The following is a 26393-nucleotide window of genomic DNA, read 5'->3' on the forward strand; positions in this document are numbered from 1 at the left end:
ACCCTTTCTTACACTGCAGGAGCAATAGTAACTTTCACAACTCCATCAAGGTGTTCAGCGAATAATTTAACTCCAGATAGCGCCACTGTTTCAACAGTAAGAGTATTGATTTCATTACCATGAGTAACACCGATCAAACCTAGTTCTTCTGTAGTAAAATCAAATGCTCTTCCAAGTTCTCCACCACTGATTTGTACATAAGCTAGTACAATATTTTCTGGAGCAGTAGCGTAAATAGTTCCTTTTGGTACAGAAGCATTAATAAATACTGTATCAACACCAGCAAAGTTTTGAATGTATTGTAGACCGAATGTATTTTGCATTGATACTTCAGCTTTTGCTAAATGGTCTGCAATGTCTTCTGGATTAACAAAAACAACTGTCTGAGCTGCATCATCTTCAAACAGAGTTTGGATTCTTCCCCACGCACGAGCAAACGCACCTTGTAAATTAGTTGCAGTTGCAGTACCTGTTCCAGAAGCTAGGAAACCAAAGAATTCAGAACGAACACCTTTTTGAATCTCTCTCAATAATTTCTCATCTGTTTCAGCAACAGCTTGATTATAACCATGTCTTTGAATTGCTTCTGCGGATACTGCTTTGCGATACTTATTAAAAGTCAATTCAATAATTTTATCAGGCTCAGTATTCACTTTAGAAAGTGGAATGATTTCACCTTCTCCAATGTTTGCTTGTTCAGCCATAGTCACTGAAGATTTATAAGTTTTAATAGTCATACCGCTTGCTAGTGGCATAGTGCGTGTAACACCAAGAGCCTCTTTTAATTTGTTTAGGTTTTCACCAAATCTCTCTGCGAAGTCTACTGATTGTACCTTTGCCAAATCACCAGTTTTTTGTAAGTTTTGTTCTGCCATTGTTAATTCCTCCAGTTATTAAATAGTTGTGGATTTTCTTCAATTAATTTAAGACGCTTCGTTGTGTCTTTTTCTGCTAAAATTTCTTGCTTAGTCATTGCTTTGTTATTAGTTGTTACTTTAGGTGATGTACCTTTTAACGCTTTTTTAACGCCTTCTTCAACCTTTGCGTTAATCAATGTTACAAAAGAATTAACTGCTGCTTGTGTATCCTCTGCTGTTTCTTTTACTACAAAGGCAAGTAAATCATCATCTACACTAATTGCATTTTCAGATAGCATTTTTGAAGCTTCCTTAGACAATGAATAAAATGATTCTTTACGTTCATACTCAGCTAATTTCTTTTGAAGTTTTTCTAGTTCGTATTTTGCTTTTTCATCTTCATTCATCTTTGCTAATTTCTTAGCTTCATCAATTGCCTTTTCTGCTGCTTTCTTTTCTCGTGCAACACGATCCTTAACCATTTTCTGTACTTCTTCTTCTGAATAAGTCTTACCATTTTGATTTTTGTCTTCGTTTTGATTCTGATTTTCCTGATTGTCTTGATTATCGTTGTTATCTTGGTTATCAGTATCTTCTTCTGCGAAGAACTGTAGATTCAAAGGTAATAATTTTTCTAGTTTCATTGTTAATTCCTCTCTTTATACCCTTGGTGGGGTTATTACTCATGCAGTTTAATGTCACCAGCACGGTTATGGACAAAATAAAAAAGCCTAGATAACTATGACTTTTCAAATGACAATTTATTATCTTTTAGTACTTGGTACAAGACGATGCCTAAACGATTCACCATATCTTCATCTTGCGCATCAAATCCTGCTTCATTAAATATTGCATGGACTAACTCATGAACAAATACTTGTTCTTTTCTATTCTTACTTAGATTGTTAAGTACACTTATTTCACTTTCTTGATAACTACAAGAACCTTGATAATTTCTGTTACCATCAATTTCAATAAAATCTACAAAGTGAACACTATAATCAATTCCCGCAACATTAATTTTATTAGGTATCATTTTTTCTTCCTAACTTCCTTAATAGTAGTACCTACAAGTACAATGCTTATAGATAGAGCAATAGCAAGAATTACTGTACATGCTCCATATTGAAGTGCTGTTAAAATAGACAATTAATCTCCCCCCCTTAATTTTCAACCGGAATAACTGTTGTTCGACAACGAGCATGAAAAGGTGGATAATTTACCCCAACTTTCGCATTCTCCATTTCAAACTGTTCACCATCTAAATTTCTACAAGTTCTACTTGTCTTTTTATCCATTACTGCGGATATCTCATATCGAGTTACACCAGCATCCTTAAATGCTTGTTTATTAGCTTGATTCATTACAAAGTTATACTCTGTCTGAAGCAATCTTTTAGCATCGTTTTCTCCTACACCAGTTCGATGTTGAATAATTTTAGCCATTTGCCTATAATCATCACCACGAATAAACGCATCTCGGATTTCATTGTTGAGTACTTTAATTAACCTTTCTTTATTGCCCCATATTCGAGTAGAAAAGTTTCCTTCATCAATCCAATTTTCATTGAGTGTTTGAACCATTACTACAGAATTAAGCGTAAAAAAAGAAGGTGCGTTACTTAACCCCTTCATTGTTGTTAGATATCCATTTTCGTAGGTTTGTTGCAAAGCGAGTTGGAACTGTTCTTCTTCATATGCTCCTAATTCAAGTAAGTTCATTCTAATGTTTAACTGTAACCCTTCAAGTCTATTAAGCTTGTATATAGACTCACGAACAGGCATTAAATGAGCATATTTAGGATACTTCTTAGCAAATGTATCGTAATCCTGGTACAAGAGATTTCTTTCCCCATCTGTAAGGGATAAGACAAGTTTACGGTATTCGATAACATCATCTTTACTGTATTTCGTGTAAAAAGCAGCTATTTCTTTCTTAATTTGCTCCTCTAACCATAAATACTCTTTGTTTATCTTCTTCTCAAGCTTGGTATTCCTTTTATCCTGAGACAAAAATAACTGAATCATCCTTTGTTCCCAATAGGATTTTCTTTCAGCATCCATTATTCTTCACCAGTTGCAAAGTCACCATCTGAATCAACTGTATAATCAGTACCTTGGCTCTCCGTTTCAGCTGCCATTCTCTCGATTTCCTGTTTAGGATTATCTACAATTGAAAGTACACTTAATTGAGTTTCTTTAGATACCACACCTGCTAATTGAGCAGCAACTGTTGCTTCATCTGCGATATTGCGTGGAATGTTTCTTGTAAACTTATAATTCAAGTTTCTCCACTCGTCTTTCTTGCTAGCTTCCATATTCGTTGGTAAATTGAATACCATTTTAAAACGTCTGTTCATAGCTGATGTGAATTTTCTTTCTTTCATTGCTGCTAAATTCTTCATGGGCTGTAGTTTAAATTCAAGTGCTACTCCTGAAGCATCTCCAAATGACTCATCATTAATATTCGATACCATACTAATTTGATAAATAAGTCGCTCAAGTCTATCCAATAAATGTTCTTGGCTGGCATCTCCATTTGGTTTTTCCATGAATTCAACAATTAGTTTCGTAGCATCATCTTCTGAACCATTTAGATTTATAATTCGATTATCTCGAATTTTTTGTAAGGCTTCTTCATCAAGATCTATTCCTAATAATTTCAAATAAGCGTCAGCAAAGTAGTCTACATCATTACTTTTTTCTGAAATACTCTTGTCATAAGCATTAATCAATGATTCAACAGATTCAAATACTGATTTTCTTTCTTCATTCTCTATGTATTCAACAACTGGAACATCACCATAAAATCGAGCTTGATTATCAGATAAGATTAATCCATCTTTACCTTCTGAAATAGTTACTTCTTCGGTTGAGGTAAATAGTAATCCTTTGATGCCATCATCTGTTTTCTGATATCTAACCGCAAAAAATGGCTTCTGAGCAATGGTATCATCATAAACAATGAACATATCCATTGGAGAATTATAAGTACAACATGTCTCTGATTCCTCATTTTGATAAAGAATTTCAAACGCATGACCATAAATAGAAGTCATTTTAGATAATTCAGCTTGATTATCATCCATATCATTTCGTTTTAAGAAATTGTCTGTTCGTTCATTAACACCTTGGTCATCATGACTAACTTTGATGGGAATCCCAATGAAATAACCATTAAATGTATCTACAATGTATTTAGCAAAGTTAACAACTAGCCTGTTATCTGGTTTAAAACTGTCTTTAGCTTCTCTAGATAAGATAGGTGCTAGACTTTCGTATAGATTTTTAAGCTTGTTGTATCTTGGTAATTCAGCCTGGTGTAATTTGATAAACTTATTAACTACATCTGCTGTAATTTCTTCTTCTCTTGGGTGTATAAATACTACCAACTGTTATAACCCCCCTTTAAAAAATTTGACAGTAGCTGGTTTCTTCCCAATAATTTCAACGATACCTGTTAGAGCATCAACAGCATCATCGTTTTTATTTTTCTTATCCTTTTGATAAGTTGTTATCGCTTTGTAAAAATCCTTCCATTTAACATTCCAATCATGAGGAAAGTAAACGTGTTTCATTATGAAGTGTGAGTTTGAAAGTATACGAGCTTTCTTATTCTTAGATTGATGAAACCAACTAATAACAGGCTTACGAGTCTGATGATTATCCCATAATAGTCGTTCTACGTTACGAGCAAATCCACGTCCGCCGTTGTTAGACTCAATCTTTGCATAATCCACTTTATTCTTATAGAACAATTCAGCTGTGTTAGGCTCAGTTACTTCCATTCCATCCTTAGAGTAATAGACATCGAGTATGTAAGCTTCCCCTTTTCTAATACCAGCAACAATGGAGCATAGATAGTCGTTACCCAAATCAGCAGTATCAGTATAGGATATAATTTGTTCAAAGTCTGGATGTCCTTTGGAATCTGTTGGAACGTCATTGTATACTTGTATTTCCTTGTATAGTGAACCTTTAACATCAATTGGCTCTTGATGATAGTTAGACATGAATGCTAATGGATCAGTATTTCTTTTTAAATAAAAATAACGTTCCTTTGAAAGAACGTCTTCACATAACATTGTATCTGTTTTCTCATCATAAGCTTCCATTTTCAGTACATACCATTCGTCAGCATCTTCTGTTTGGAGTATCTTTCCACATGGGTCATCATTAGCCCATCTTGTCATATTCATTATTTCAATGGAATTAGACTCAGCACGAGAAATAAATGTACCTGTGTACCATTTCCATATCTTTTCTAAAGAATCGTCATTAGTTGCCACTTCGATATCTTTAACCAAGTCATCACAGATAAGAATGTTAGCACCCTTACCAGTTACACCTCCACCAATACCTACACCCTTATACGAGAAGAATGACCCTTCTAATGCCCATGTTTGAACACTTGCATTGCCATCCTTAATTCGAGTGTTAGGAAATACATCGTTATAGATAATATCAGTTGGGATATTCTTAGTTTCCTTGATTCCGTCACGACAATAACGTGAAAAGTCTGTTGCCATGTCATCGTTATAGGAAGCTGTGATAATCTTGTTTTGATTATTGATACCTAGTAACCACTTAGTGAAGTTGACTAATGAGCGTGATTTACCATGCCTTGGTGGTATGTTCATCATTAATTTCTTATATGGTTTACCTGTCTTATAATTGATCAATGTACCGTCATATAAGCCTTGTAGCGTGGTGCAAATTACTTTCAAGTATGTTCGGTCTTCCTTATAGAAATCAGGCTCTAACACCTTGCAGAACTCCCAGAATGATTTCCTAGCTATCCTTAGTTTCATCTCACGTTGTAATGCTAATTGCTGCTTTATTAATTCAACATCCACTGTAACCGCCTCCCATTACAATAAAAAAGACTGACCTATATTTGGTCAGCCTTCTTCTTTGCTCTTATTAATGTACTTTTACTAATACCTGTTTTCTCTGTTACTTCTTTATACGTATGAGTTGCTAATAATTCCAAAGCATGCTCAATAGCTTTCTTCTTATGTACAGATGGTCTACCTTCTCTGAAGTCCTCACGCTGCTTTGCTATTGCTTTACCTTCCTGTGTACGCATAACAATCATTTCACGTTCAAGTTGAGCAAATGTAAGCATCATACTTAGCATAGCATTCTGAATAGGATCTTTATTATCTGTAGGATCAATCCGTTTGAAATTACCCACATTAACAATGACACCTTTAGCCAACAGACTGTTTATTTCTCTTATCCCATGTTCAATTGAACGAGCAAACCTATCCAGCTTATTGACAATTAGTTCATCACCATGTTTAAGCTTACTCAATACTTCTTGGAATTGCTTTCTATCATTGTCCTTACCTGAAGCAACTTCCCAATAAATATTGTCAGGTGATACCCCTTGTTCCATTAACCAGGATTTCTGCTGATTTAAACTTGTGTTATCTTCCTGAGATTTCGTTGACACCCTTGCATATCCGTATTTCATATGTAGAACCTCACTTTTATCAAAGTATTTATGGTACTAAGTTACGACACCTTTTAATACCTTGATATTACTACACATGAAATTAAGTGTCAATACTTAAAAGATATGACACTATTTAATTGAGCTTATTCTTAAACGGTAATACATTTTGTTGATCAATCATTTTCATAATTTCTTCATCTGACATTTCCTCATATGGATTACCTTTTTCAGTCTTAACAATTTGCTTATCAGTAAACATTGCTTTATGTTGTCCCAGTAATTTTAAAGCTTGTAACTTTTCGCTATTTGATGCTTCTTCATCATCTGCAATACTAAGAATCTTCTCTAGAATACTTTCAACAGTAATCAAAGAAGCCATTTCAAATTCCTTCTCTTTAGCTTCAATTGCTTTCTTAATCTTAGGAAGTTTTAGTATTTGACTCGCTTGACTATCTGCACTCTTTTCACTATATCCTGCTGCTATTGCTGCGTTTCTACCGTTTCCATGCTTCAAGTATTCATTTACAAATTTCCTTTGTTGAAATGTTAATTCATCACGCTTACTCTTTTCTGCTCTAGGCATCAATACACCTCCTTTATGACTAAATTTATGAGTTAGATACTTTTGTATCACACAAAAAAAGACACCTCATTTTGAGGTGCCGAGTTTAAATGTGATTTTATCAAGTTATTATCCTTCTGTTACAAAAATTACAGGCATTTCTTTAGTGCTTCTTTTTTTATAGAATCTCTTCAATTCCTCTTGTTCTAAAGAATTTTCTTTTATGTCATATTTAAAGTTCAGTGCATTGGCATTAGGATTTACTACTATACATTCAATTTTTTCTTGGACAGCATAGCTTATCAGTCTTTCAATGTAATAACTAGCTATCCCTTTTTTTCTATGTGAATCTTCATGTAGGTAAAGTAAATTCAAATTGACTCTGTAGTCTCTTTTATAAGTACCTGCTTCGAAAGGTCTACTTATAAAAAATTCCATGGAAAACAATGCACTTTTATTAATTATGTCATAAAGACAAAATTTCACGTCACCATCCCGGCAATGGTATCCGGTTTCCCCAGTATTCAAAAGTTCTTTATTATCAAATTTAAATACAATATTTTCTTTGTTAATAATATCTGGCATACCCCAACTTAATATTAACTGCTTCATAATTTTGTCCTTATCATTCAAAAGATACTCCTCCTTTCTATTTAATTCAACAATATGAGTAAGTATCCTTCAAAACAATAAAAAGCACCCTTAAAGGATGCTCTTACCATCTGCCGCCTAATTTATTCACACCTTTTAACAAATCACCAGAAACTTTTTCTGTAACCTGTTTCTCTATAGCTTTATTATTTTCAATAATAACGTTTGCTATAGCTTGTCTTAGAGCAGATGATGATATAACTTCTCCATCACCTAGTCCATTTTGCTGTAGTGAATTTTCAATGTCTTGTTTTGTTAATCCAATAGCCATTCAGAATACCTCCTTTCCTAAAATTGCTAATTGTAGAAAATAGATAAACATTATATCGAATGTCTTTACTCACCTTCATGAGCTGCTGCTGTTTCTTGATACTCTTCTTCAGTAAGTTTCATGATATTCATAAATGTTTTTTTAGAAATGGCATCATACTTTTCTTCAAACAGTTCATCAAATCTTGCATCATCAATACCAGTACTTTCTTGAATAACACTTTTAAGGACTTCAATTTGCACTTTCGCTTTTATTAATTCGTAACCAAGTGTTACAAACAATTCCTCATTGTTTTCTACCATAAATATTCACCTCCTATACTGCCTTATTCGACAATATAACAGATAATTCCTTCTTAATAACGAAAACATTGAATTTTTTGTAGAATCAAAAGAAATTTACAGTTACCCTATATGTATAATTTACTTTATGTTTTGTATTTTTTTAATTTCTTTGACTTTTTCTTCTATGCAACAATCTATAATATCTTTAATTTCCAATCCATAATCTCCTTGGATTACCCCAACCAGCAAATTTTGATCATCATACTCAAGCTCTTCATATCCAGATGTAAAAATGGATTCATAAAACCCTTTTTCATTCTCTGTGATATCTCTCATAGCTTGATTCAACAGTCTATATACTGGTCTAGTTTCTTCAAAAAACACTCGATCACTTAAGTAGCCCATCATTTTCTCCTTTTACATTTTTGTAGTTAATATTCAAACAAATGTACTGAGCTGTTTGCCAGCAATTCATTCCTAATTCAGTTGCTGTAGCTTTATAAAATGCAATTTTAGGTTTACCACTTTCAACCCAATCCTTGTAGGACTTTCTTATTCCTATAACAACCTCATCTTTTAACCTTTTAGATTTTGGTGTGCTTCGATCAATCTTTTGATGATTTAATTTCTTAGTCACTAAAGACAGGTTATTGAACCTACAATCATGCTTCAATGAGTTTCTGTGATCAATTTCTAAATTCTTATTTAACCAAAAAGGTTTAGTGGGATTATCCTCAAATGCAGCTGCAAGGATAACAGTATGAACACTCATCGGAATCCAATCTCCATTATCATTTAAGAAGCTGCCATACACGTAACCTACATCATTAGGATTCAAATTCAGATAAAAACCTTCTTTAGTCGCAGTTGGCTTCTTATAAATTTTACCTGTTTCTAAATTTGCTAAATAAAGACTAAATCCAGGTATCTCCTTAATTAAATCCCCTGCTTTTACTAATTCTGTCACTATGTAAAACACTCCCTTATAAATAATAAAAGCCAAGGGAATAGTTATCCCTTGACCTGTAAATTGCATTTTATGTATAGCTCAATATGTATAAGTATGTATTTATGTTATTAATTTATTTGCACAAAAAACGAATTAAACCCAAACTAATATGTATTATGTATGTAAGGTAAATTTATTTTTTCCAATCTCCTTCGCATGTGAATTTGGAGGGCATTTCACCCCTCCGTTTCCTCACTGTGTTAAAGCTTTTCACCATTAACTTATTCACTGTTGAAGTTGTTTCGACTGGTAAGTAATCTGTATCATCACAGACATAATTAATGAAAGACAGTATTTCCTTTCATATAGTACAATTTTACCGAGAGTGCTAGAAACCTAGATGTACCAAGGGTTTCAGCGTTTTTCGTTTTCGCTACTATTGTTTATTTGTTTGTTTCCAGTTCCTTTTCCTAGCCTTTTCTCTATCCTTAGCGCATTGATCACAATATTTTTTTGTATTCGATGTCGCCTTAATAAGTGATTTGCACATATTGCATTCAATAATTCGGTTTTTACAATGGATGAAATCATAATAATGACCAATATCATCATAGCTCGAGATAGTAAGTAACTTATTTTTTTGATTATGTAAGGAATAAATAAATGATAGTTTAATATAACCTCTGCCACGAATCTCAACAATACCTAACTCAGCAAACTCTCTAATTATACTATGTATTTTCTTACTCTTCATATGAACTGTTGAAGCATCAATCAATTCTTTGTAGTTCTTATTTGTTCCACCAAAGAAATGCTCATCATTTAACTTCTCAGGATCACGTTGCTTCTGAACTTCTTTGTTCAACTTATCCAATATAAGAAGGGTAAAGATTATTTTCTTATAATCATGACTTAGATTAAGTTGATCTATGTAATTTAATTCTGTTTGATTTACATTTATTTTAGAAACTTCAATCAGCCGAGCCTCGTTTTTATTAGCATTATTTAATGCAGCGTTGATTTTCTTAAAGTATTCAACACGATCAAATGCCTCAAGATTTTTTTCACAGAATTCATAGAGAAGGTTTTCTCTTTCAGTTTCATTATAGCCCTGCTCTTTATAATGGATTGCAAGTAGCCTGATTTCATTATTTATGTGTTTGCCACTAAACCCATTCTTAAAAATGTGTTCAACATATTTCTTTTCATTGTATTTGTACATATTACAACTCCACCTTTTACTTGCTCCTTTAAAGGAGATTATCTCTAAATCTTAAAAAAGACCTACAAACCTTGGTATATAGGCATTTCTCAATGAATAGAACATACCCTTATTTGCATGAAACTTTAAAAGCCTTGGTATATCAATGTTTTACGAGGTTTCAGTTTCGCTACTACCTTCCTATTGCACACTTTCAAAACCCTTATGTATCAACGTTTTGATGGTTAATCGTCGGAAAATATATTAATTTATTTACACTACTAAATAGAAGAAAAAGGGATAGGGGAGAAAATTACCCTTTCACTTGTACATTAGCTTTTCCTCCTTTAAAGAAGTTTATCTCAAAAGTGCAACAAAGCCTTGGTACATTAACGTTTTTGGCATTTTTTAATTAGTTTATTTCCCTTAAAAACAACTCAGTCCTTACTCCCCCAAGGGTTCTAGCGTTTTTCTAATTGTACACGCTTTTTTTATTGCTAGTTAACACCCTGACCATTTTTGACCAATTATGTATATCTGTATAACCTTCACCCAAATATAGCTTCAATATCAGTATAGAAATCATCTTCTTCTCTTTTCGATACCTGGATTTTCTCGATATCAACGATCGTAGGAATATTACTTTCTTTTGGCGAATCAATGTCTATATCTTCTTCTATATTTAGCTTTTGTTTACTCGTTTTACGTTTATCCGCCCTTTTTACCAATCTATCCATATGCTCTTTCTGTTGTGCTAAGAAACGCTCAATTGATTCCTCGTTACATTTTGTAAGCAAATAATGTTCAAAACGATATCCATTACCAGCAGTTCTTGTTTTTCTATGTGATGATAATACATACTTTCGGTTCATTTCATAAATCGTCTTATGTATAGTGTCTTTATCAAAATCTAAACACTTTGCCATTTTCTCAATCTTCATATTCATCTTTCCATCAATGTATCCATGGCTCCATTTGGAAATCAGACAGTACATTGGATAATAACGCTCATTCAGACCTAACTCTTTATAATACTCAAGCATCGAAAACGAAACAGCTATGTAATAATTATCTTTATCTACAGGTTCATCATATTGCTGCTTCTTCCCATTCACTTCTTTTTCTTTTCTCACTGTAAGTGGTAGATCAGTAGCAACTATAACAAGGATATCTTTATCTCGGACATTTCCTTGTTCATCTAACAAATAGTCCCATCTAGATAAATTTTCTAATTTGATTACCTGTAGCTTTTTCATTAATTTCAGCAAGTTGAGTATTTCTACAGTTGAATACTTAGTGACCTTCCTTAATAAAGTAATGGAAGTAATGAATCTGTACTCATCTTCCTGACCATATAATCGAAACTTAAACAACTGGAAGTATAGATTCAAACCCTTATACGTTAACTTTTGGTATGTATTTTGCTTCCTATCAAGTAGGTCAAACCAATTTGACTTAATCTTAACGGAGCTGACTGTATAATTAAATTTCATATTAGAAGTATCATCTCCAATTTTCCCTCCCAACGATTCACTTTTTCGTTGGGAGAATATATTATCTTATTTATCTATTTAGTTATTAATTTATTAATATCTATCCCATTTAGAGGGATTTTGTATCATTTCTTGTAGCTTAAGAGTGTACCCTTTCAACAAAATATCATGGCTGATTTTCTCCAATTCAGCAACAAACCCTTATACAATAACGTTTATAGGTTATTTTTATTTAAACGCTGTATATCCCAAATTTGAGAAAAATATCATGTTTGTTGTAATTGAAATGCGTACCCAATAAACCAAAATATCAAGCTGATTGCAGATAATGTGTACCCTTTGGATAAAATGTAATAAGATGTGAACAAAAACGCCTATATAATAACCTTTTAATAATCGGTAAATTTAAACTTTATCAAGTTTCTCGTACTGTTTATAATCATCAATTGCCTTTTGTAAGTCTATACTCTTAATAAACATTGAATATAGCTTTTTGTTAGATGGATTAATACCTATAGTTATGTATGGAATATTCTTCACCTGGCGAATGTAAGTGAATAAACGCTTGTTGTAACAGAAAAAGAAATCGGACTTAGTCATAATTCTCACCTCCTTAAATTAATTTATTTTTATTGATAAACTGGTGTTAATTCTGCAACCTTCATTAACCCTTCAACCAATAGATTCTTCAACTCAAAAATAAAGCCTTGTGCAATTATGTATTTAAAATCTTCACCAGTATACTGATCAAATGCTTCACTCAATATTTTGTAGACCATCGTTTCTACAATGAAGCAAACCTGATACTGCGGCATTTCTCTTATGTAAATTTGAAGTCTCTCCTCATTTGAAGCTACCAGTTCACTAACAATATAATATGCTTTTTTTCTTTGACTAACTGATTGTTTATTTGCTTTAGCTTCAATTAAATTAACTAGATCCATTTTAGTTCCTCCTTAGAAATTGGTTTGGTAAATACAAAATCGGCTATTTCCTTAATTATTTGCTCATGTGATACCGTAAAGTAATTTATTTCATCATAAATCGCATATTTTAAATCTGAAATTAATTCTTCATATTCATTTTCAAATTTCTTATCTGTTAATACACCGTGTAAAAACTCAATATACTTTTCTTCATGCTTAAAGATAAACTCAGTTCTTATTATTTCTAACAACTTCAGATGTTTTAACTCTTCATAACAATTCATCTTTTCAGCTAATAGCAAAAGTCGAACCTCCCAATATAGTAATTTATTTCCCCTAAACCATTAACTGATCTTATTACCTCATCCAAATGGTAATCCGTTTCCAAAAAGGCGATGGAATTCCTATTCTATCGTTATTTTTTGTTGACATCACATTCTGAACACTGTATATTAGTCTTATACAAAAGATACCGATTTTGTAGAAATCAAAAATTGGTATGTTTCTATAGAAAACGAACCAAATAAATTATAAGAACATTTTTTAAAAACCAAAAAAGTATACACTTATTTAAGGCATCCCAAATTCGGTATGTCTATTACTCGTTTAATAAGTGTTCTGTGTAACCATCTTAAATTGTTTTACTAATTTTAGCAATAGATTTTTCAGATTTATTTATTTTTAATCTTCAATCCATTGAAACTCCTAAAAACTTTTTGAACCCTAGCCCGATAAGTGGAATTAGTACCAACATTATCATTGCAAAGAATAAGTATCCCATTATACAAGCCCTTCTTCTTTAATTGAAGATGCTTCTATTGCTGAGGATAACAGTTTATTTAAGCGAGCAAATAATTTATTAAGAAATGATTCTTCCTGTTGGAATTCTTCGTCACTTTCGATTTCTTCAAGCTCAGAATAAAAAGCCATCTTCATTTCTTCTAGCTCTAATCCCCAAACGTACAGCTCATCAGTGTTTAATCCTTCAAATGATTGAATATTGTTTAAGTAGTTTTTCATTATGTATCTCTCCCTTAAATTTTAATTTGTTAGGGGCGAACGACTTGTTTACCCTTTTATTACTTACCTTTGACATCTTCTGTAAGGTACAAATTATCTGTGTCTCTAAGTTGTTTATCTATCGCTGGTGAATTGATCCATTTGAATATTGGCTCATTTAACTTGAGTGCCATGTTATTTATGAACTCTTCTTCGTCCTCAAGATCATCTGGAATCTTTCCAAGGTTGTAATTTTCACCAACTTTGTAATACTCTCCGATAGGTTCTGCAAGTTGTTTTGTGAAATGGAGTTCGTTTTCGCAAATGTATAAGCAATTTTCTTCGTTAAAATTATATCCTTTTACTATCCAACCTCCTATATCAAAAAATGATTTATCTTCTCGCTGTACTGAAACGTCTACAATTAGCTTTATAACCTCTGCCATGACTATCAGCTCCTTTTGACTACGTTTCGTTGTTTCTGTAACCTTATAATACCCTATACTACATTTCGTAGTCAACTACTTTTTGTAGTCATTTTGTAAATTTTTTGCTATAATTTTAAAAAAAAGAAGTTAGTAAGGGGAAATGTAATGACAAAGAGAGTTAAATCTAATCTCAAAAAAATAATTGATTCTAAAGGAATTACGCTAAGACAACTTGAAGCAATGACTTTGTTCCCTGGCGATGAAAAACCCAGAGTTAAATTTGAAACAATTAGAAGGCTATACCATGACACAACAATGCAATATCAAAGAGACTCCATAGGGATATTGTGTGAAGTCCTGAAGGTTGAATTATCTGAGTTGCTTGTACTAATTGATAAAGAAGAAACTCCAGCAGAGAATTAGTAACTCTGCTTTTTTTATTGCTCAAATACATAGTCAAACAGTGAATTAAGCTTGTACTTCAGGAATATTCGTTTCACGATTCCATTAAAGAATCCATTGATTGACTGTATGTTATTGCGACTTCTTTTAATCTTAGCTATAAGCACTTTCAAAGCTTCCAGTGAAGCCATATGAAAATGCACAGTGGATAATTGTGAAGTTCTATGGTGTATGTATGCAATTCGATATAATTCGCTGATTTGACTTGGTGTAAAGAAATAAGATGCATAGTCAGCAAAGTTTTCAGCTACGAAATTAGAAATAACTTTAGGTTCATTACGAACAAGTTCTTCTGTACGTATATTATCTGTTAAAATATTGTTAGTTTGATAATTGTTAGTTTCATGGCAGGTCAATTGTTCCTGTTTAAGTGGTTCAAAACGGTTAAACACGTATACATTGCTTGATTGAGATCCATTTTTACGCTCTGTTTCGTGTACAACTAATAAGCCAATTGATGCTGCTTTAATCACCATACGCTTGAATGTGGAGCGGCTAATAGCATACTGATCTAATTCATGTGTAGCCTTTGTAACCGTAGCTATTTTTGCATTACTAACACCAGCTACACGAGCACAGAAACGGATAAGACGTTTAAGTCCGATTAATTCTGATTTGGTGAATTTCTCTTTTATATCCAACATCCATTGTTCTATATTATTATTAAAATCCTTAATATCTCTAAATTGTGATAAATGTTTAAATTGATCAATATTACCTTGTTGCATGACAAATAACCTCCAATTTTTATTTGAAGGCATGACCAAAGAAACGTATGCTTGTCCTTGATTTTTTTAAGGAAATAACATACAATAAAGATACCTAATAAGTGTTTCTTCGGAACACGCCAAGATCTAACTATTCGCAGTAGTTGGATCTTTTTTTATTTTGTTTTATCTCATATTCATTAACGGGCTACTTGATATAGCTTTAATTTGTAATTGCTCATGACTCATTGAAGCTAAATAACGTTGTGTAGTTGATACTTCACTGTGACCAAGCAGCAAACTTAATGAATGAAGATCAAGATTACCTTTTGTCAGAGTTTGAACAGCGAAGAAATGTCTTAAAGTATGTGGACTAACTCTTACACTTTCATTTTTTATTTTCGCTCGTCTACCAGCTTCTTTTATGATGTTATCTAAAGCTACATGAGAAAGGCTTGTCCCTGTGTATGATAAAAAATAATGATCTGATGACAACTTATCCTGGAAATATTCCCGTTTAAACCTTTCGTACTTAATTAAAATCCTTTTCAGTGCTGGTGATATGAAAACATTTCTCTCTTTATTCCCTTTTCCATTGACCAAAATAGTAATACCATTTACATTTTTGCTTAATAATCCACGTATCTCGATTGATCTCAAACCACAATCTGCAAGCATAGCCACTATTGCCTTATTTCTCGTTTCGAGATAGTTCTTATAGCTATAAGCATCGATCATTGCTTGAACTTCAGCTACAGAAAATCCTTGTATTAACTTTTTAGGCACTTTAGGAGTATCGACTTTCTTCGCTATGTTCTCCTTTATGTACCCTTCTTTTTCACACCAACTAAAGAAAGCTGAGACCATTTTAAACATAGACACTATACTCTGTGGCTTTAATCCATCCTTCTGTTTTAATCGTACATATGACTTTAAATCAAATACTGTTATGTTTTCTAATTGATCAATTCCACGCTTTTCATTTAGGTACTGTTTTAGTTGTTTGTACTCTTGACGTTTATTTTTCATGGTTTTAGGAGTAAAACCCTTTGCTTCACAATGATATAAATACTCGTTTAATACATCTTCAAATTCCAATGAAAAAACCACCTTCCCCATGGTTAAGTTTTCACAGGAAAAGTGGTTTTAAATTAGTTTGATGAAAGTTACACCAGAAGGTTAAACCAACTGCGATGCAAATTCTAGATGAAAGATTCACTCAACAAGGCATTTTATGGAAACCTTTATCTATTAAACGCTATGTAACAGCGTAGAACCTACAACCACAAAGGTTTATTTGCCTTGTTGTTTGTTCATAGCAGCCATCATTTGATTGATTTTCTTTTGGGATGGTTTCATTCCCATTTGCATCATCATCATTTTAAGCATTTGCTCGTTAATTGGTGGGTTGTTCTTCAAGTAAGTCATCATGTATCTACGTGCGATGAAGAACCCAATAGCTAGTCCAGCAATCAATGCCAAAACACCAATTAGAATATAAAGCCATAGCATAATTTCTTTTCCTCCTTCATGTTGTCTATTACTTAGTGTACTAGACCAAAGAATATTATACAATATTTGTCCGTTAATTTCTCATGTTCATATCAAATTTCTTTCTTTTATTGGCTTTAGCCATCCAAATCGCGCATTTTCGATGTCTATCGCCAAAAAGGACGGTTCGTTTTTCCTTAATATTTCAAAGAAAATTGACTCAGCATCATAATACCCTTCTGCTTCAATTATTATGTATTTTGACGTTAAGCTCAACTGGGCACTGCTTAAGTTTCCATTTTCTATGTAATAAGTATGGTTGTCCTGCTGCTTAAAGCTTTTAATTTTCTGTAAATCGTTAAAAAGCAGCTTTTGAATTTTCCAAACTGATATAGGAAGTGTGATAAAGTCTATTTGTTTTTCTGTCTCCACTTTAAGCAAGGAATCGTCTGTTTTAGTATGCTCAGAAAATAATTTGTAAAACATTCTTTCTTTCCCATGATAATCTGCAGCAATATCCTCTTTTATTAAATACAAATAATATTTTCTCATACTCTTTGCACACCCGCCTATTTGCATCTTTTCTTCTATTATAAGGAAGCAAATGTACAAGTTGTGTCTCAAGCTGTTAAAAAAACAGACTAGTTTTGTCGAATCCTTCATTTATTGGAATATTGTTAAGCAATCAAAAAGAGAAGAGCCGTCAGCTCTTCTCTTTTATGCAGAAATTAGTTGTTATCCAACACAGCTTTCAAGCGTGCAACTACATTGCTTACTGTGAAGCCATACTCTTCCAAGATTTTGTTTCCTGGTGCAGAAGCGCCGAAAGTATCAATTCCTAATACTTCACCTTCATCTCCAGCATATCGATGCCATCCAAGTGAGCTACCCATCTCAAGTGCAAGACGTTTTTTCACTGATTTTGGAATAACGCTGTTTTTGTATTCAGCTGACTGTTGTTCGAAGCGATCCCATGATGGCATGCTGACAACTGATACAGAGATTCCTTCTGTTTCTAATGCTTTTTGTGCTTCAACTGCTAGGCCAACCTCTGATCCAGCTGCTAAAAGAAGTGCATCAGGAGTTTCTTTACTTGCAGGTGAGATTACATATGCACCTTTAGAAACGCCTTCGTATGCGTTAGTGTCAGTTCCTTTAATAGTTGGCAAGTTTTGACGAGTCAAAACTAATGCTGTTGGTTTGTCAGTAGATTCTAAAGAAAGCTTCCATGCTGCAGCTGTCTCGTTTCCGTCTGCTGGACGGATTACAGAAAGATTTGGCATTGCACGCAATCCAGCAAGCTGTTCAACAGGCTCATGTGTAGGACCGTCCTCACCAACCGCGATGCTATCATGTGTAAATACATAAGTTACAGGCAATCCCATAATTGCTGCAAGTCTGATTGCTGGTTTCAGGTAATCAGAGAATACGAAGAACGTTCCTCCAAATATTCTTAAACCGCCATGTAGCGCAATACCGTTCATTGCAGCACCCATTGCGAATTCCCTTACACCGAACCAGATGTTTCTGCCTTCATAATTTTCAGGAGTAAAGTCTTTCTCACCTTTAATCATTGTGTTGTTGCTTCCTGCCAAGTCAGCAGAACCGCCAATGAATGAAGGAAGGTTTTTAGCGATACCGTTTAGCACTTCACCAGAAGATGCACGGCTTGCAAGGCTTTTGCCTTCTTCATAAACAGGAATATCTTTATCCCAGCCTTCTGGCAGCTCGTCTGAAATTGCAAGCTTGAATTGCTTAGCCAGTTCAGGGTATTCGTTTTCATACTGTGCAAGAAGATCTGTCCATTCTTGTTCTTTCTTGGCTCCATTATCAGCAATTGTTGCTTTGAAATGCTCATAAACCTCTTCAGGAACATAGAAATCTTCTTCGAAAGTCCATTTGTATGCTTCTTTCGTAAGTTTGATTTCATCTGCACCAAGTGGAGCACCATGTGAAGCAGATTTACCCGATTTGTTTGGTGAACCGTATCCGATCACTGTTTTTACTTCAATAAGTGTTGGATGGTTTTCGTCTGATTTTGCTTCCTCTAAAGCAGAAGTCAATGCTTGCAGATCGTTTCCATCTTCTACACGCAAGTATTGCCATCCGTATGACTTAAAGCGTTGCTCAACACTTTCAGAGAAGGACTTGTCCAAATCTCCGTCTAATGAGATATCATTAGAATCATAAAGAACAACTAATCTGCCTAACTTTAAGTGTGCTGCTAGAGAAGCTGCTTCTGCAGAAACACCTTCCATTAAATCGCCATCACCGCAAATGCCGTATGTAAAGTGGTCTACAACTTGATAAGAGTCTCTGTTATAAGTAGCTGCCAAATGTCTTTCAGCCAATGCCATACCAACAGCCATAGCGATACCTTGACCAAGTGGTCCAGTCGTTGCATCAACACCAGCTGTATGCTTGTACTCAGGATGGCCAGGTGTTTTACTTCCCCATTGACGGAATTGCTTCAAGTCTTCGATTGATAAATCATAACCGGATAAATGCAGCAAGCTGTATAGCAATGCAGAACCGTGTCCTGCAGAAAGAACAAAACGATCGCGGTTAAACCAAGTTGGATTTTTTGGATTATGGTTCATGAAAGAAGTCCATAATTTATATGCCATCGGAGCTGCCCCCATTGGCATTCCTGGATGGCCGGAATTAGCTTTTTCGATACTATCAATCGCTAATGTGCGAATTGAACTAATAGATAAGTTATCAATTGTTTCTGTCATTCACTAACATCCTCTCATTTATAAATCGTACATACTTATAATAAATGTCTCGGCTTTATAACACAACTCATTAGATTATAAGATGTCTGACTTTTATAGTATAAACCCATTTCGAACAAAAAAAAATACCGCTATCATTAATTAATGCACTATTCTTAGCAATTTTCCTATAATAGCTTATCCAATTTCACTAAAAATGCTTATAAATTTATTATAATGATAGTAATATTTTTGATTTTAAGTTATTCCCACCATAAAAATTAGCCTATAAGTCATTATCAAGTTCAGCTTTTATACTAGGTGTATATTCATTTATAGCAGTATCTAAATCCAGTCTTTATGTAACTCTAAAAATGTTTTCATACCAAATTCCTTTACAGCAAATTACTGTATAAAAAAAATCATGGCAATTCATTTGCCATGATTTTTTAATGAAGCTTTTTCTTTTCTTGAATGTCCTTAATTTTTTGAGGAGTAACATCGTCCCCATTTGGATCATAAATCTTAACATTTTCAAGTGTGTTTAACATGGAAGAACGGAATGACTTTAAATATTCTGCACGTAATTTTGTTTGTTCTTTTGCTTCCGTTTCCGTTAAACCTTGTTCTTTTTTCTTCTTTGCTAATTCATTTATACGATTAAGCTGTTCATTTGTTATCATTGTTTTTCTCCTTTTCCACCCATTTTTTTTGATACTACCGTGTTTATATGGGACAGAATCTATCTTATCATGAAGTAACTATTATAACATAAACGCTCATTCTTTACATTTTATTCGTCTTCCATGGAAGCAACTTCATTTTCCTCCATGTATTCCTTATATCTGCGATGGACAGTCGCTTTAGAAAACTCATAACCTAACCCACGAAGTGTTGATGCTATCTCAGAAAAAGTTAACCCGTTTTGTTTTAGCTTCACTACTTCCTCAACAGGAACCTCCAATCGACTTCTGCCAGAGTGGACGCCTTGGTTCCTTAAGTTTTCTGCAGGATTGTAGCCTTTTTCAATCGCTCTGTTCATCCCTCTTTTTATCTTAATATTATGTATTTTCCTTTGATATTCTTCGACTAGACTAACGATTTGTAATACCATTGAGTCAGCATCTGACAAGAGAAGCTTACCAGAGTGGGATATGCTATACAGCTTTACATTTTCTCTAAGAATACAATGAAGTATTGCTATTTTCGCATTACCTCTACCAAGCCTAGTTTCATCCTGTATTAATACAGCTGAAATATGCTTTTCTTTAATGACTTCAAGAAGCTCTAAAAGTCCATCTCTCTCCAAGTCAAAACCGCTCGCTTGCTCTTTAATGATAGTACATACCCGAAAACCTTTATCTTTTGCCAATTGCAGGAGTTCTTCTTCTTGTCTTACAAGTGAGGTTGCCTGCTCCTCTTTATCTGTTGATACTCTGCAATATATTACAACGTCCATTTCATAACCACCATATACTATTATCTGACAAGAGGCTTGTCTCTGTCATAAATATTAACATAAAAATTTCTCAACCGCTTTTAGTCTGCCGCAAGCATTGTGTTCTGCCTTTCCATCAGCACAGGAATGACAATCTCCTGTCCTGTTTGAATCTGATTTCGGGAAATATCATTATGCTTTTCGACCCAACTCATGAATTCTTCTTTTGGCATGCTGTATAAATTTTCGTATTGATTGGAAATTTCCCATAAAGAATCTCCTTGGCTAACTGTGACTTTAATGTATTTTTGTGTATCCTCATGACCGGATTTTAAAGCAATCACCAAGCATGTCATGAAGCTTAATATTATTAGAATGATAGAATATGAATGTTTTCTCCAAATTTTTTCGACCATTGTGAACCACCCTTTATTTAGAATATACGTTCGCTTATATCCGCATTTTAATACGAACAGATGTTTCGTGTCAACAAAAAAAATCAGAACTTATGTTTGTATCACTAATTATTCCATGTTATACTAGCTTTAAGAAAATATAGTCGAGGTGCATACAATGCAAAAGCTATCTAAAAGACAACTAGATATATTGGAATACATAAAAGAAGAAGTCCGCCTCAAAGGCTATCCGCCATCTGTAAGAGAAATAGCGGAAGCTGTTGGGCTTGCGTCCAGCTCCACTGTTCACGGGCACTTGGCAAGGCTTGAAAGCAAAGGGTTAATTAGAAGAGACCCAACAAAACCACGGGCGATTGAAATACTAGATTTGGAAGAAAACAGTATACCAAAATACAACATTATTAATGTTCCTGTTGTCGGTAAAGTTACTGCAGGTTTGCCGATTACTGCCATTGAAAATGTAGAAGAGTATTTTCCGCTTCCTGAAAGGCTCGCTCCAAGTGATGAACAAGTATTCATGCTTGAAATAATGGGAGAAAGTATGATTGAAGCCGGAATCCTTGATGGTGACTACGTTATCGTAAGACAACAAAATTCCGCTAACAATGGGGATATTGTTGTTGCAATGACAGAAGATGATGAAGCGACAGTCAAGCGGTTCTTCAAAGAAAGAGATTCCATTCGTTTACAGCCTGAAAACTCCACAATGGAGCCAATTATCCTGCGCCATGTAAGCATACTAGGAAAAGTTATTGGTGTTTACCGTCATATACAATAAAAAAAACTGTCGATTCTACAATCGACAGTTTTTTTTATGATTAAGTCTTGCTTATAATAGCGTTTAGCTTGATAAATTCAGGGTAAATTTATACTAACAAAATAATAAAAGGTGATGCAATGCATGATTTAGAGTACAGGATGTTCATTAACGAGCTGCAGCATCTGAACAGCGAATATTTATACTGTGAAAACCCTAAGATTAAAAAGATGATATTGTCCGATATCCTTCTGTTGCTATCTGTCCTTCCTGCATATTTGCAGTAAGTTAACAGATCCTCTCGACCATTTCCCACGTACAAATAATAAAAAAGATTAATCCATTCTAAAGATTAGGTTTGCCAATAAAAAACAAAAATGGTGTACCTCCGTGTACAGGGAAATAATAAAGTATTATAGGCGACAGTCCTTTACTCCAAAAATGTAAATGGACTGTCGCCTATTTCATTGTATTACTGCTGGCAATCATAGAGATTGAGCATTTTTCTAAAGAAGCTATCTAATGAAAGCGTGATTTCTCTCTCATTAGATATACTAATAGACATGCCATGACCAACACTTTGAAGCTGAACTAACTCATCATCCATAAATTTCCTGAGATTATTTAATTCAAGATCTTGATTCGTCCCGCTCTTTTTTTGCTTTATCAGAAGGTTTACTTCCATGAGCAGTTCTGCAGGAATATCAGCATTTTCTACCAGTTGCAGGATATCATTTGGCGGCATTTGTTTCCACTGGTAAATCCAGTTGCACGCAAGAATGGATTTCAAGGAGTAATAATAAATTTTAGGATTTTTTTGTTTGCGTTCATACGCTAGCCAATTTTTTTTCGCGAGCTGCAGATGATGATAAAACGCAGTTTTAGCATTAAAAGCAGATTTATATAATTGCAGTAGCTCTTGAGCAAAATTCGGCACTTCCTGATAAACAATCTTTGACTGCAGCCACTCTGACAGAGAAATATTTGATTTCCGTAATAGCCTTAAAGCTTTGGCAAGCTCCCAGCCGCTAATATCAAGCTTGTCTTCCTGCAGTTCTATTGTGTCTTTCTTCTGATCCAGTGACAAATACCAATCCTTTTCATGCATATAGATGAATCGGACATCAAAATCACTATCAGGAGTCGATACACCTTGTGAACGGCTGCCTGCCTCTATTGCATAGAGAATTTTAACAGTGTGGTTGCGTTCAATCTCCTTTAGTTTAGATATAATCATATCGTTCATATGTCTTGCCATCCCTTGCAGACGTCCACCCATGCTTTTCCGTTTCCATATTCATATAATTCCTCACATGTTAGCTCTATTGCTGAATTACTGCTGCCGCATGCAGGGAACACAGTTACAAACCGCTTTAATGATTCATCAAGATAAACGTTCATCTCTGTAGTCAATCCAAATGGGCAAACACCGCCAACCATATGACCGGTTTTCTCATATACTTCCTCTGCCGAAAGCATGCGCGGCTTTTCTTCAAATATCGTTTTAAATTTCTTATTATCTATTTTAGCGTCTCCTGCCGTAACAATCAGAACTCCTTCCTCGCCCTTGCGGAATGACAATGTTTTTGCGATTCTTGCAGGCTCCACCTGTAAAGTGTCCGCTGCCTCGAGGACCGTCGCACTTGATGTTGCAAATTCCATAATGTCTTTTTCCTTTTCCCATTTGGCAAAGTGTGTAACGACATTTTCTAATGACATATTAAGCCTCCAAAATATTTTCATTTATCAATTAATTCAAATATACCATCCTCTCCCCCTTATTTTCAAACAACAAACTTATATAATAAAAAAGGGCGCAGCGTACTTCAGCTCCGACCTTTGCCTATTTCTTTATGATTTAAATACATTGTAGATATTTTCAGATTCTTTTCTTGTTGACTCATAAAAGGAGTGGAGCTTTAATCTGCCAACATTGGGCTGAATATGATTATACAAAGTTTGCGGACAATCTCCAGTCGAACGAAAATACCAAAGACTAATTTTGCCGGCCAAATCCTTTCACTTTTAACGCTCTCCAAGCAAGTCTGCACTCACTTTCTCTAGCCCTTTGATAAAACTCATATCCATGTGGTTGGTAGACCATTTCAGAAATAGTGCGCAAACCTTTGAAATCAGAGCAATTAGATCTTATTCGATTGATTCCATCGTTGCCTACCCTTCGCATCTCTTGCTCCACTTTCCTTCTGCTTCGCCACGGAGCAGTCTTGCCAACAAATCCAATTTTGCTGATGTTGCTTTTACTACCATCAAGACACCCACCTCCTATATCTCGTCAAATTAGGAGGAAACTCATTCCATAACAGCCAAGTGAGATTACTTGGGCATTGTAGTATCCTTACAATCCAAGAACCTCCTTAAAGTCTTTAAAGCCAATAACATAGCTAAGAATGATGATTGATCCCATAAACATAATAAAAAAAGCGCCTTGTAAATAAGTCATCATTTGTTTTCGTTTCTCTTTTTTCATTTTCTCACTCCTCTTTTTTTGCATATCTTTTCCAATTGTATTTTCCTCTATGCGACTAATCTAAATTCTTCAAGTTATTAATAATTTATGGAAAGAGTGCAATAATAATAAAATCTCAAAGAAAATGTCTGTTGTAACGCTTATCAAGCTAAATTCAGGCTTTCATTTACTATGAACGATAATGAGCATCTGACTTACTAAACTATACGAATGGTGAGTGAACATGATATTCCTTATTCAAGGTATGGCGACATCTTCAGAAATTATGGAAGCGAAAAAGCATCTCGTCGAACTGACTATCAATCATTGGCTTTATTATGATTTATTCTCCATACAGTGGTGGATTCTTGTCGGTGCAACCATAATTCCTTATTTCATTTGGTGGAAACTAGTTAATAAAAAGCGGTTTTACGAAATTTTTACATACGGGCTACTTTGCGGCTGTTTTTCGATCGTTTTGGATATTATCGGCACAGAAATGCTGCTTTGGAGCTATCCTGATAAGCTTCTACCATGGATTCCTCCATTAATTCCTGCTGATCTGGTCATGATTCCAATTACTGCCATGCTCGTATATCAATATACAAATAAGTGGCAGACCTTTATTATTGGCACAATCCTTTGGGCGGCATTGTTTTCTTTTATTTTTGAACCGTTATTTGTGGAATGGAAAATGTTTGTGCTTGGTGACTATTGGAAACATTCTTATTCCTTTATTGGCTTCATCCTACTAGGCATTGTATTAAGAGTAATATTTAAAGGGATTAAGCTTGGATTATTGCACAGCTTAAAGGACACCACATAGTTAAGTGCATATATTCACTTTTTCCGTGGCATCTTATATGGGAGGTGATTACGCTTGGAAAACAATAAACAAAATCAAAATCAAAAAGAAGAATTAACGAAGAAACTGGCAGCGCAGCAGGCAGCATTAGGTGTAGATTTGGATGAACAAGAAATCAACGGATTATGGGGCATGCTCGAAACCCAGGAAGAGGATGACTTGCACCAAAAAGAGAATAAATAACAATAATACGAAAGAAACAGGAGTTCTTGTCATTGACATAGGGACTCTTGTTTTTTTCTATCCCTTTTCTTTCGCATTTAGAAGGGTTTATACTGACTTATAAAGAATAGTAAGAGGGAAACGTTTTTTCTAAGAATTAAAATGAATAGGAGCATATGTATTACATGTCTAAATTAAAACTTTACTTTGTCCGTCATGGAGAAACTCAATACAATATTGAAAAAAGAATGCAGGGATTTTGTGATTCACCACTCACTGATAGAGGGGTACAGCAAGCAAAAGCTGTTGGTGCAGGTCTTGCTTCCATCGACTTTGAAGCGGTTTATGCGAGTGAAAGTCAACGGGTGCAGGATACTGCTAAATTCGCACTAGGCGAAAAAGCACTGCCAATTAAAACAGATGCTCGATTAAAGGAAATGAATTTTGGTGTATTGGAATCATTGTTACAGGAAGAAATCATCTCAGAGCATGGAAATATATTAGAAAAAATCTTTTCCATGTCTGATATTGATTTTAAAGTTCCAAAAGGAGAGTCTTTCACCGATTTATTAACAAGAACAAAGGCAGCTGTCGATGAAATAATCGCCACCCATAAGGAGAGCGGCGGAAACATACTGATTTTTTCGCATGGTGTCACAATCGGTTACTTGATCATGTCCCTTGCAAAAATGGAAACATTTCCACATCATGATAATTGCTGTGTTTCAGTTATTTCCTATGAAAATGGTAAAATTACAGTCGAAATGGCAGCAGATCCCTCATTCCGGGATAAAGGTATGGAATTGCTTTCATCTGCCAATTAACTACTT

36 protein-coding genes and 1 pseudogene are annotated in these 26393 nt (G+C 34.3%); 5 read left to right on the forward strand and 32 right to left on the reverse strand.

What is annotated here, in order from left to right:
* Positions 1–8 precede the first annotated feature (8 nt).
* From NQZ71_RS13155 to NQZ71_RS13250, 20 genes are all read right to left on the reverse strand, one after another.
* Positions 9–875, reverse strand: a complete 867-nt coding sequence (locus tag NQZ71_RS13155; RefSeq protein ID WP_317010800.1) for a phage major capsid protein — start codon at positions 873–875, stop codon at positions 9–11.
* A gap of 2 nt (positions 876–877) precedes the next feature.
* Entirely contained in the window at positions 878–1501 is a 624-nt protein-coding gene (locus tag NQZ71_RS13160) for a DUF4355 domain-containing protein (RefSeq protein WP_317010802.1), read from the reverse strand.
* 95 nt (positions 1502–1596) lie between these two features.
* Positions 1597–1893, reverse strand: coding sequence for an ImmA/IrrE family metallo-endopeptidase (locus NQZ71_RS13165; protein WP_317010803.1), 297 nt, complete (start codon positions 1891–1893; stop codon positions 1597–1599).
* Between the two features lie 127 nt (positions 1894–2020).
* Positions 2021–2920, reverse strand: coding sequence for a minor capsid protein (locus NQZ71_RS13170; protein ID WP_317010804.1), 900 nt, complete (start codon positions 2918–2920; stop codon positions 2021–2023).
* Entirely contained in the window at positions 2920–4248 is a 1329-nt protein-coding gene (locus tag NQZ71_RS13175) for a phage portal protein (RefSeq protein ID WP_317010805.1), read from the reverse strand. The genes NQZ71_RS13170 and NQZ71_RS13175 overlap by 1 nt, the downstream gene beginning before the upstream one ends.
* 3 nt (positions 4249–4251) lie before the next feature.
* Positions 4252–5712, reverse strand: a complete 1461-nt coding sequence (gene terL, locus NQZ71_RS13180) for a phage terminase large subunit (protein WP_317010806.1) — start codon at positions 5710–5712, stop codon at positions 4252–4254.
* A 35-nt stretch (positions 5713–5747) separates the two neighbouring features.
* The gene (locus NQZ71_RS13185; RefSeq protein ID WP_317010807.1) at positions 5748–6335 is read right to left on the reverse strand and encodes a recombinase family protein; all 588 of its coding nucleotides are present in this window, start codon (positions 6333–6335) and stop codon (positions 5748–5750) included.
* Between the two features lie 115 nt (positions 6336–6450).
* Positions 6451–6900 carry a terminase small subunit gene (locus NQZ71_RS13190; protein WP_317010808.1) on the reverse strand — a complete coding sequence of 150 codons (450 nt, stop codon included), beginning with the start codon at positions 6898–6900 and terminating at the stop codon, positions 6451–6453.
* 108 nt (positions 6901–7008) lie between these two features.
* A complete protein-coding gene (locus tag NQZ71_RS13195; protein ID WP_317010809.1) occupies positions 7009–7512 on the reverse strand; it encodes a GNAT family protein in 504 nt (167 codons plus the stop codon).
* An 82-nt stretch (positions 7513–7594) separates the two neighbouring features.
* Positions 7595–7801 carry a hypothetical protein gene (locus NQZ71_RS13200; protein ID WP_317010810.1) on the reverse strand — a complete coding sequence of 69 codons (207 nt, stop codon included), beginning with the start codon at positions 7799–7801 and terminating at the stop codon, positions 7595–7597.
* A 65-nt stretch (positions 7802–7866) separates the two neighbouring features.
* Positions 7867–8103 (reverse strand): hypothetical protein, encoded by a 237-nt coding sequence (locus NQZ71_RS13205; protein ID WP_317010811.1) that lies wholly within the window; start codon positions 8101–8103, stop codon positions 7867–7869.
* Positions 8104–8223: 120 nt separating this feature from the next.
* Entirely contained in the window at positions 8224–8493 is a 270-nt protein-coding gene (locus NQZ71_RS13210) for a hypothetical protein (protein WP_317010812.1), read from the reverse strand.
* Complete coding sequence (locus tag NQZ71_RS13215) at positions 8474–9052, reverse strand: hypothetical protein (RefSeq protein ID WP_317010813.1); 579 nt, start codon at positions 9050–9052, stop codon at positions 8474–8476. The genes NQZ71_RS13210 and NQZ71_RS13215 overlap by 20 nt, the downstream gene beginning before the upstream one ends.
* Positions 9053–9470: 418 nt before the next feature.
* A complete protein-coding gene (locus NQZ71_RS13220) occupies positions 9471–10256 on the reverse strand; it encodes a hypothetical protein (protein WP_317010815.1) in 786 nt (261 codons plus the stop codon).
* Positions 10257–10783: 527 nt separating this feature from the next.
* A complete protein-coding gene (locus NQZ71_RS13225) occupies positions 10784–11440 on the reverse strand; it encodes a hypothetical protein (RefSeq protein WP_317010816.1) in 657 nt (218 codons plus the stop codon).
* 693 nt (positions 11441–12133) lie between these two features.
* Positions 12134–12328: a hypothetical protein gene (locus tag NQZ71_RS13230; RefSeq protein ID WP_317010817.1), complete on the reverse strand. Its 195-nt coding sequence runs from the start codon at positions 12326–12328 to the stop codon at positions 12134–12136.
* Between the two features lie 29 nt (positions 12329–12357).
* Positions 12358–12672 carry a hypothetical protein gene (locus NQZ71_RS13235; RefSeq protein WP_317010818.1) on the reverse strand — a complete coding sequence of 105 codons (315 nt, stop codon included), beginning with the start codon at positions 12670–12672 and terminating at the stop codon, positions 12358–12360.
* Entirely contained in the window at positions 12663–12956 is a 294-nt protein-coding gene (locus tag NQZ71_RS13240; RefSeq protein ID WP_317010819.1) for a hypothetical protein, read from the reverse strand. Before NQZ71_RS13240 ends, NQZ71_RS13235 begins: the two co-directional genes overlap by 10 nt.
* 478 nt (positions 12957–13434) lie before the next feature.
* On the reverse strand, positions 13435–13674 hold the full coding sequence (locus NQZ71_RS13245; RefSeq protein WP_317010820.1) for a hypothetical protein: 240 nt from the start codon (positions 13672–13674) through the stop codon (positions 13435–13437).
* Between the two features lie 59 nt (positions 13675–13733).
* On the reverse strand, positions 13734–14099 hold the full coding sequence (locus NQZ71_RS13250; RefSeq protein WP_317010821.1) for a hypothetical protein: 366 nt from the start codon (positions 14097–14099) through the stop codon (positions 13734–13736).
* 147 nt (positions 14100–14246) lie between these two features.
* Between NQZ71_RS13250 and NQZ71_RS13255 the strand changes: the two genes are divergently transcribed.
* Entirely contained in the window at positions 14247–14504 is a 258-nt protein-coding gene (locus tag NQZ71_RS13255; protein ID WP_317010822.1) for a helix-turn-helix domain-containing protein, read from the forward strand.
* Between the two features lie 14 nt (positions 14505–14518).
* Here the strand turns inward: NQZ71_RS13255 and NQZ71_RS13260 are convergent, their stop codons facing one another.
* The 8 genes from NQZ71_RS13260 to yneA all read right to left on the reverse strand — a co-directional run bounded on the left by NQZ71_RS13260 (position 14519) and on the right by yneA (position 21312).
* Positions 14519–15271 (reverse strand): hypothetical protein, encoded by a 753-nt coding sequence (locus tag NQZ71_RS13260; protein WP_317010823.1) that lies wholly within the window; start codon positions 15269–15271, stop codon positions 14519–14521.
* A 165-nt stretch (positions 15272–15436) separates the two neighbouring features.
* On the reverse strand, positions 15437–16348 hold the full coding sequence (locus NQZ71_RS13265) for a tyrosine-type recombinase/integrase (RefSeq protein WP_317010824.1): 912 nt from the start codon (positions 16346–16348) through the stop codon (positions 15437–15439).
* A 195-nt stretch (positions 16349–16543) separates the two neighbouring features.
* Entirely contained in the window at positions 16544–16762 is a 219-nt protein-coding gene (locus NQZ71_RS13270) for a YneF family protein (RefSeq protein ID WP_127741347.1), read from the reverse strand.
* An 87-nt stretch (positions 16763–16849) separates the two neighbouring features.
* Positions 16850–17293, reverse strand: coding sequence for a sporulation inhibitor of replication protein SirA (gene sirA, locus NQZ71_RS13275; protein ID WP_144454798.1), 444 nt, complete (start codon positions 17291–17293; stop codon positions 16850–16852).
* Between the two features lie 176 nt (positions 17294–17469).
* The gene (gene tkt / locus NQZ71_RS13280; RefSeq protein ID WP_127741352.1) at positions 17470–19479 is read right to left on the reverse strand and encodes a transketolase; all 2010 of its coding nucleotides are present in this window, start codon (positions 19477–19479) and stop codon (positions 17470–17472) included.
* A gap of 428 nt (positions 19480–19907) precedes the next feature.
* Complete coding sequence (locus NQZ71_RS13285; RefSeq protein ID WP_127741354.1) at positions 19908–20141, reverse strand: DUF896 domain-containing protein; 234 nt, start codon at positions 20139–20141, stop codon at positions 19908–19910.
* Positions 20142–20251: 110 nt separating this feature from the next.
* Positions 20252–20917, reverse strand: a complete 666-nt coding sequence (locus NQZ71_RS13290; protein ID WP_317010825.1) for a YneB family resolvase-like protein — start codon at positions 20915–20917, stop codon at positions 20252–20254.
* 80 nt (positions 20918–20997) lie between these two features.
* Positions 20998–21312 carry a cell division suppressor protein YneA gene (gene yneA / locus NQZ71_RS13295; RefSeq protein ID WP_260054003.1) on the reverse strand — a complete coding sequence of 105 codons (315 nt, stop codon included), beginning with the start codon at positions 21310–21312 and terminating at the stop codon, positions 20998–21000.
* Between the two features lie 157 nt (positions 21313–21469).
* Here yneA and lexA point away from each other — a divergent pair, with 157 nt between their 5' ends.
* On the forward strand, positions 21470–22090 hold the full coding sequence (gene lexA / locus NQZ71_RS13300) for a transcriptional repressor LexA (protein ID WP_127741360.1): 621 nt from the start codon (positions 21470–21472) through the stop codon (positions 22088–22090).
* 451 nt (positions 22091–22541) lie between these two features.
* Here the strand turns inward: lexA and NQZ71_RS13305 are convergent, their stop codons facing one another.
* The 4 genes and pseudogenes from NQZ71_RS13305 to NQZ71_RS13320 all read right to left on the reverse strand — a co-directional run bounded on the left by NQZ71_RS13305 (position 22542) and on the right by NQZ71_RS13320 (position 24557).
* Positions 22542–23315 (reverse strand): nucleotidyltransferase domain-containing protein, encoded by a 774-nt coding sequence (locus NQZ71_RS13305; RefSeq protein ID WP_317010826.1) that lies wholly within the window; start codon positions 23313–23315, stop codon positions 22542–22544.
* Complete coding sequence (locus NQZ71_RS13310) at positions 23312–23788, reverse strand: YbaK/EbsC family protein (protein WP_275005378.1); 477 nt, start codon at positions 23786–23788, stop codon at positions 23312–23314. Before NQZ71_RS13310 ends, NQZ71_RS13305 begins: the two co-directional genes overlap by 4 nt.
* 132 nt (positions 23789–23920) lie before the next feature.
* Positions 23921–24340: pseudogene (locus NQZ71_RS13315) on the reverse strand (cell wall hydrolase).
* 85 nt (positions 24341–24425) lie between these two features.
* Positions 24426–24557 carry a hypothetical protein gene (locus NQZ71_RS13320; RefSeq protein ID WP_259347222.1) on the reverse strand — a complete coding sequence of 44 codons (132 nt, stop codon included), beginning with the start codon at positions 24555–24557 and terminating at the stop codon, positions 24426–24428.
* Between the two features lie 223 nt (positions 24558–24780).
* On the opposite strand from NQZ71_RS13320, the gene NQZ71_RS13325 reads away from it, so the two are divergent.
* The 3 genes from NQZ71_RS13325 (at position 24781) to NQZ71_RS13335 (ending at position 26387) form a co-directional block, all read left to right on the forward strand.
* A complete protein-coding gene (locus NQZ71_RS13325) occupies positions 24781–25362 on the forward strand; it encodes a CBO0543 family protein (protein WP_186304032.1) in 582 nt (193 codons plus the stop codon).
* A 54-nt stretch (positions 25363–25416) separates the two neighbouring features.
* Positions 25417–25584, forward strand: a complete 168-nt coding sequence (locus NQZ71_RS13330; RefSeq protein WP_260054005.1) for a DUF4021 domain-containing protein — start codon at positions 25417–25419, stop codon at positions 25582–25584.
* A gap of 164 nt (positions 25585–25748) precedes the next feature.
* Positions 25749–26387, forward strand: coding sequence for a histidine phosphatase family protein (locus NQZ71_RS13335; protein ID WP_186304031.1), 639 nt, complete (start codon positions 25749–25751; stop codon positions 26385–26387).
* Positions 26388–26393 lie beyond the last annotated feature (6 nt).

Origin of the sequence: Niallia taxi, assembly GCF_032818155.1 — a bacterium.
Classification (GTDB): Bacteria; Bacillota; Bacilli; order Bacillales; family Cytobacillaceae; genus Niallia; species Niallia taxi_A.

What these genes read in the sequence shown, in the direction of transcription:
- NQZ71_RS13185 (WP_317010807.1), bottom strand. Translation starts at nt 6,335, where the DNA reads ATGAAATACGGATATGCAAGGGTGTCAACGAAATCTCAGGAAGATAAC.
- NQZ71_RS13305 (WP_317010826.1), bottom strand. Translation starts at nt 23,315, where the DNA reads ATGAACGATATGATTATATCTAAACTAAAGGAGATTGAACGCAACCAC.
- tkt (WP_127741352.1), bottom strand. Translation starts at nt 19,479, where the DNA reads ATGACAGAAACAATTGATAACTTATCTATTAGTTCAATTCGCACATTA.
- NQZ71_RS13270 (WP_127741347.1), bottom strand. Translation starts at nt 16,762, where the DNA reads ATGCTATGGCTTTATATTCTAATTGGTGTTTTGGCATTGATTGCTGGA.
- NQZ71_RS13285 (WP_127741354.1), bottom strand. Translation starts at nt 20,141, where the DNA reads ATGATAACAAATGAACAGCTTAATCGTATAAATGAATTAGCAAAGAAG.
- NQZ71_RS13250 (WP_317010821.1), bottom strand. Translation starts at nt 14,099, where the DNA reads ATGGCAGAGGTTATAAAGCTAATTGTAGACGTTTCAGTACAGCGAGAA.
- NQZ71_RS13290 (WP_317010825.1), bottom strand. Translation starts at nt 20,917, where the DNA reads ATGGACGTTGTAATATATTGCAGAGTATCAACAGATAAAGAGGAGCAG.
- NQZ71_RS13205 (WP_317010811.1), bottom strand. Translation starts at nt 8,103, where the DNA reads ATGGTAGAAAACAATGAGGAATTGTTTGTAACACTTGGTTACGAATTA.
- NQZ71_RS13165 (WP_317010803.1), bottom strand. Translation starts at nt 1,893, where the DNA reads ATGATACCTAATAAAATTAATGTTGCGGGAATTGATTATAGTGTTCAC.
- NQZ71_RS13190 (WP_317010808.1), bottom strand. Translation starts at nt 6,900, where the DNA reads ATGCCTAGAGCAGAAAAGAGTAAGCGTGATGAATTAACATTTCAACAA.
- NQZ71_RS13210 (WP_317010812.1), bottom strand. Translation starts at nt 8,493, where the DNA reads ATGATGGGCTACTTAAGTGATCGAGTGTTTTTTGAAGAAACTAGACCA.
- NQZ71_RS13170 (WP_317010804.1), bottom strand. Translation starts at nt 2,920, where the DNA reads ATGGATGCTGAAAGAAAATCCTATTGGGAACAAAGGATGATTCAGTTA.
- NQZ71_RS13155 (WP_317010800.1), bottom strand. Translation starts at nt 875, where the DNA reads ATGGCAGAACAAAACTTACAAAAAACTGGTGATTTGGCAAAGGTACAA.
- NQZ71_RS13260 (WP_317010823.1), bottom strand. Translation starts at nt 15,271, where the DNA reads ATGCAACAAGGTAATATTGATCAATTTAAACATTTATCACAATTTAGA.
- NQZ71_RS13335 (WP_186304031.1), top strand. Translation starts at nt 25,749, where the DNA reads ATGTCTAAATTAAAACTTTACTTTGTCCGTCATGGAGAAACTCAATAC.
- NQZ71_RS13235 (WP_317010818.1), bottom strand. Translation starts at nt 12,672, where the DNA reads ATGGATCTAGTTAATTTAATTGAAGCTAAAGCAAATAAACAATCAGTT.
- NQZ71_RS13220 (WP_317010815.1), bottom strand. Translation starts at nt 10,256, where the DNA reads ATGTACAAATACAATGAAAAGAAATATGTTGAACACATTTTTAAGAAT.
- NQZ71_RS13245 (WP_317010820.1), bottom strand. Translation starts at nt 13,674, where the DNA reads ATGAAAAACTACTTAAACAATATTCAATCATTTGAAGGATTAAACACT.
- NQZ71_RS13200 (WP_317010810.1), bottom strand. Translation starts at nt 7,801, where the DNA reads ATGGCTATTGGATTAACAAAACAAGACATTGAAAATTCACTACAGCAA.
- sirA (WP_144454798.1), bottom strand. Translation starts at nt 17,293, where the DNA reads ATGAGAAAATATTATTTGTATTTAATAAAAGAGGATATTGCTGCAGAT.
- NQZ71_RS13320 (WP_259347222.1), bottom strand. Translation starts at nt 24,557, where the DNA reads ATGAAAAAAGAGAAACGAAAACAAATGATGACTTATTTACAAGGCGCT.
- lexA (WP_127741360.1), top strand. Translation starts at nt 21,470, where the DNA reads ATGCAAAAGCTATCTAAAAGACAACTAGATATATTGGAATACATAAAA.
- NQZ71_RS13160 (WP_317010802.1), bottom strand. Translation starts at nt 1,501, where the DNA reads ATGAAACTAGAAAAATTATTACCTTTGAATCTACAGTTCTTCGCAGAA.
- NQZ71_RS13325 (WP_186304032.1), top strand. Translation starts at nt 24,781, where the DNA reads ATGATATTCCTTATTCAAGGTATGGCGACATCTTCAGAAATTATGGAA.
- NQZ71_RS13310 (WP_275005378.1), bottom strand. Translation starts at nt 23,788, where the DNA reads ATGTCATTAGAAAATGTCGTTACACACTTTGCCAAATGGGAAAAGGAA.
- NQZ71_RS13255 (WP_317010822.1), top strand. Translation starts at nt 14,247, where the DNA reads ATGACAAAGAGAGTTAAATCTAATCTCAAAAAAATAATTGATTCTAAA.
- yneA (WP_260054003.1), bottom strand. Translation starts at nt 21,312, where the DNA reads ATGGTCGAAAAAATTTGGAGAAAACATTCATATTCTATCATTCTAATA.
- NQZ71_RS13230 (WP_317010817.1), bottom strand. Translation starts at nt 12,328, where the DNA reads ATGACTAAGTCCGATTTCTTTTTCTGTTACAACAAGCGTTTATTCACT.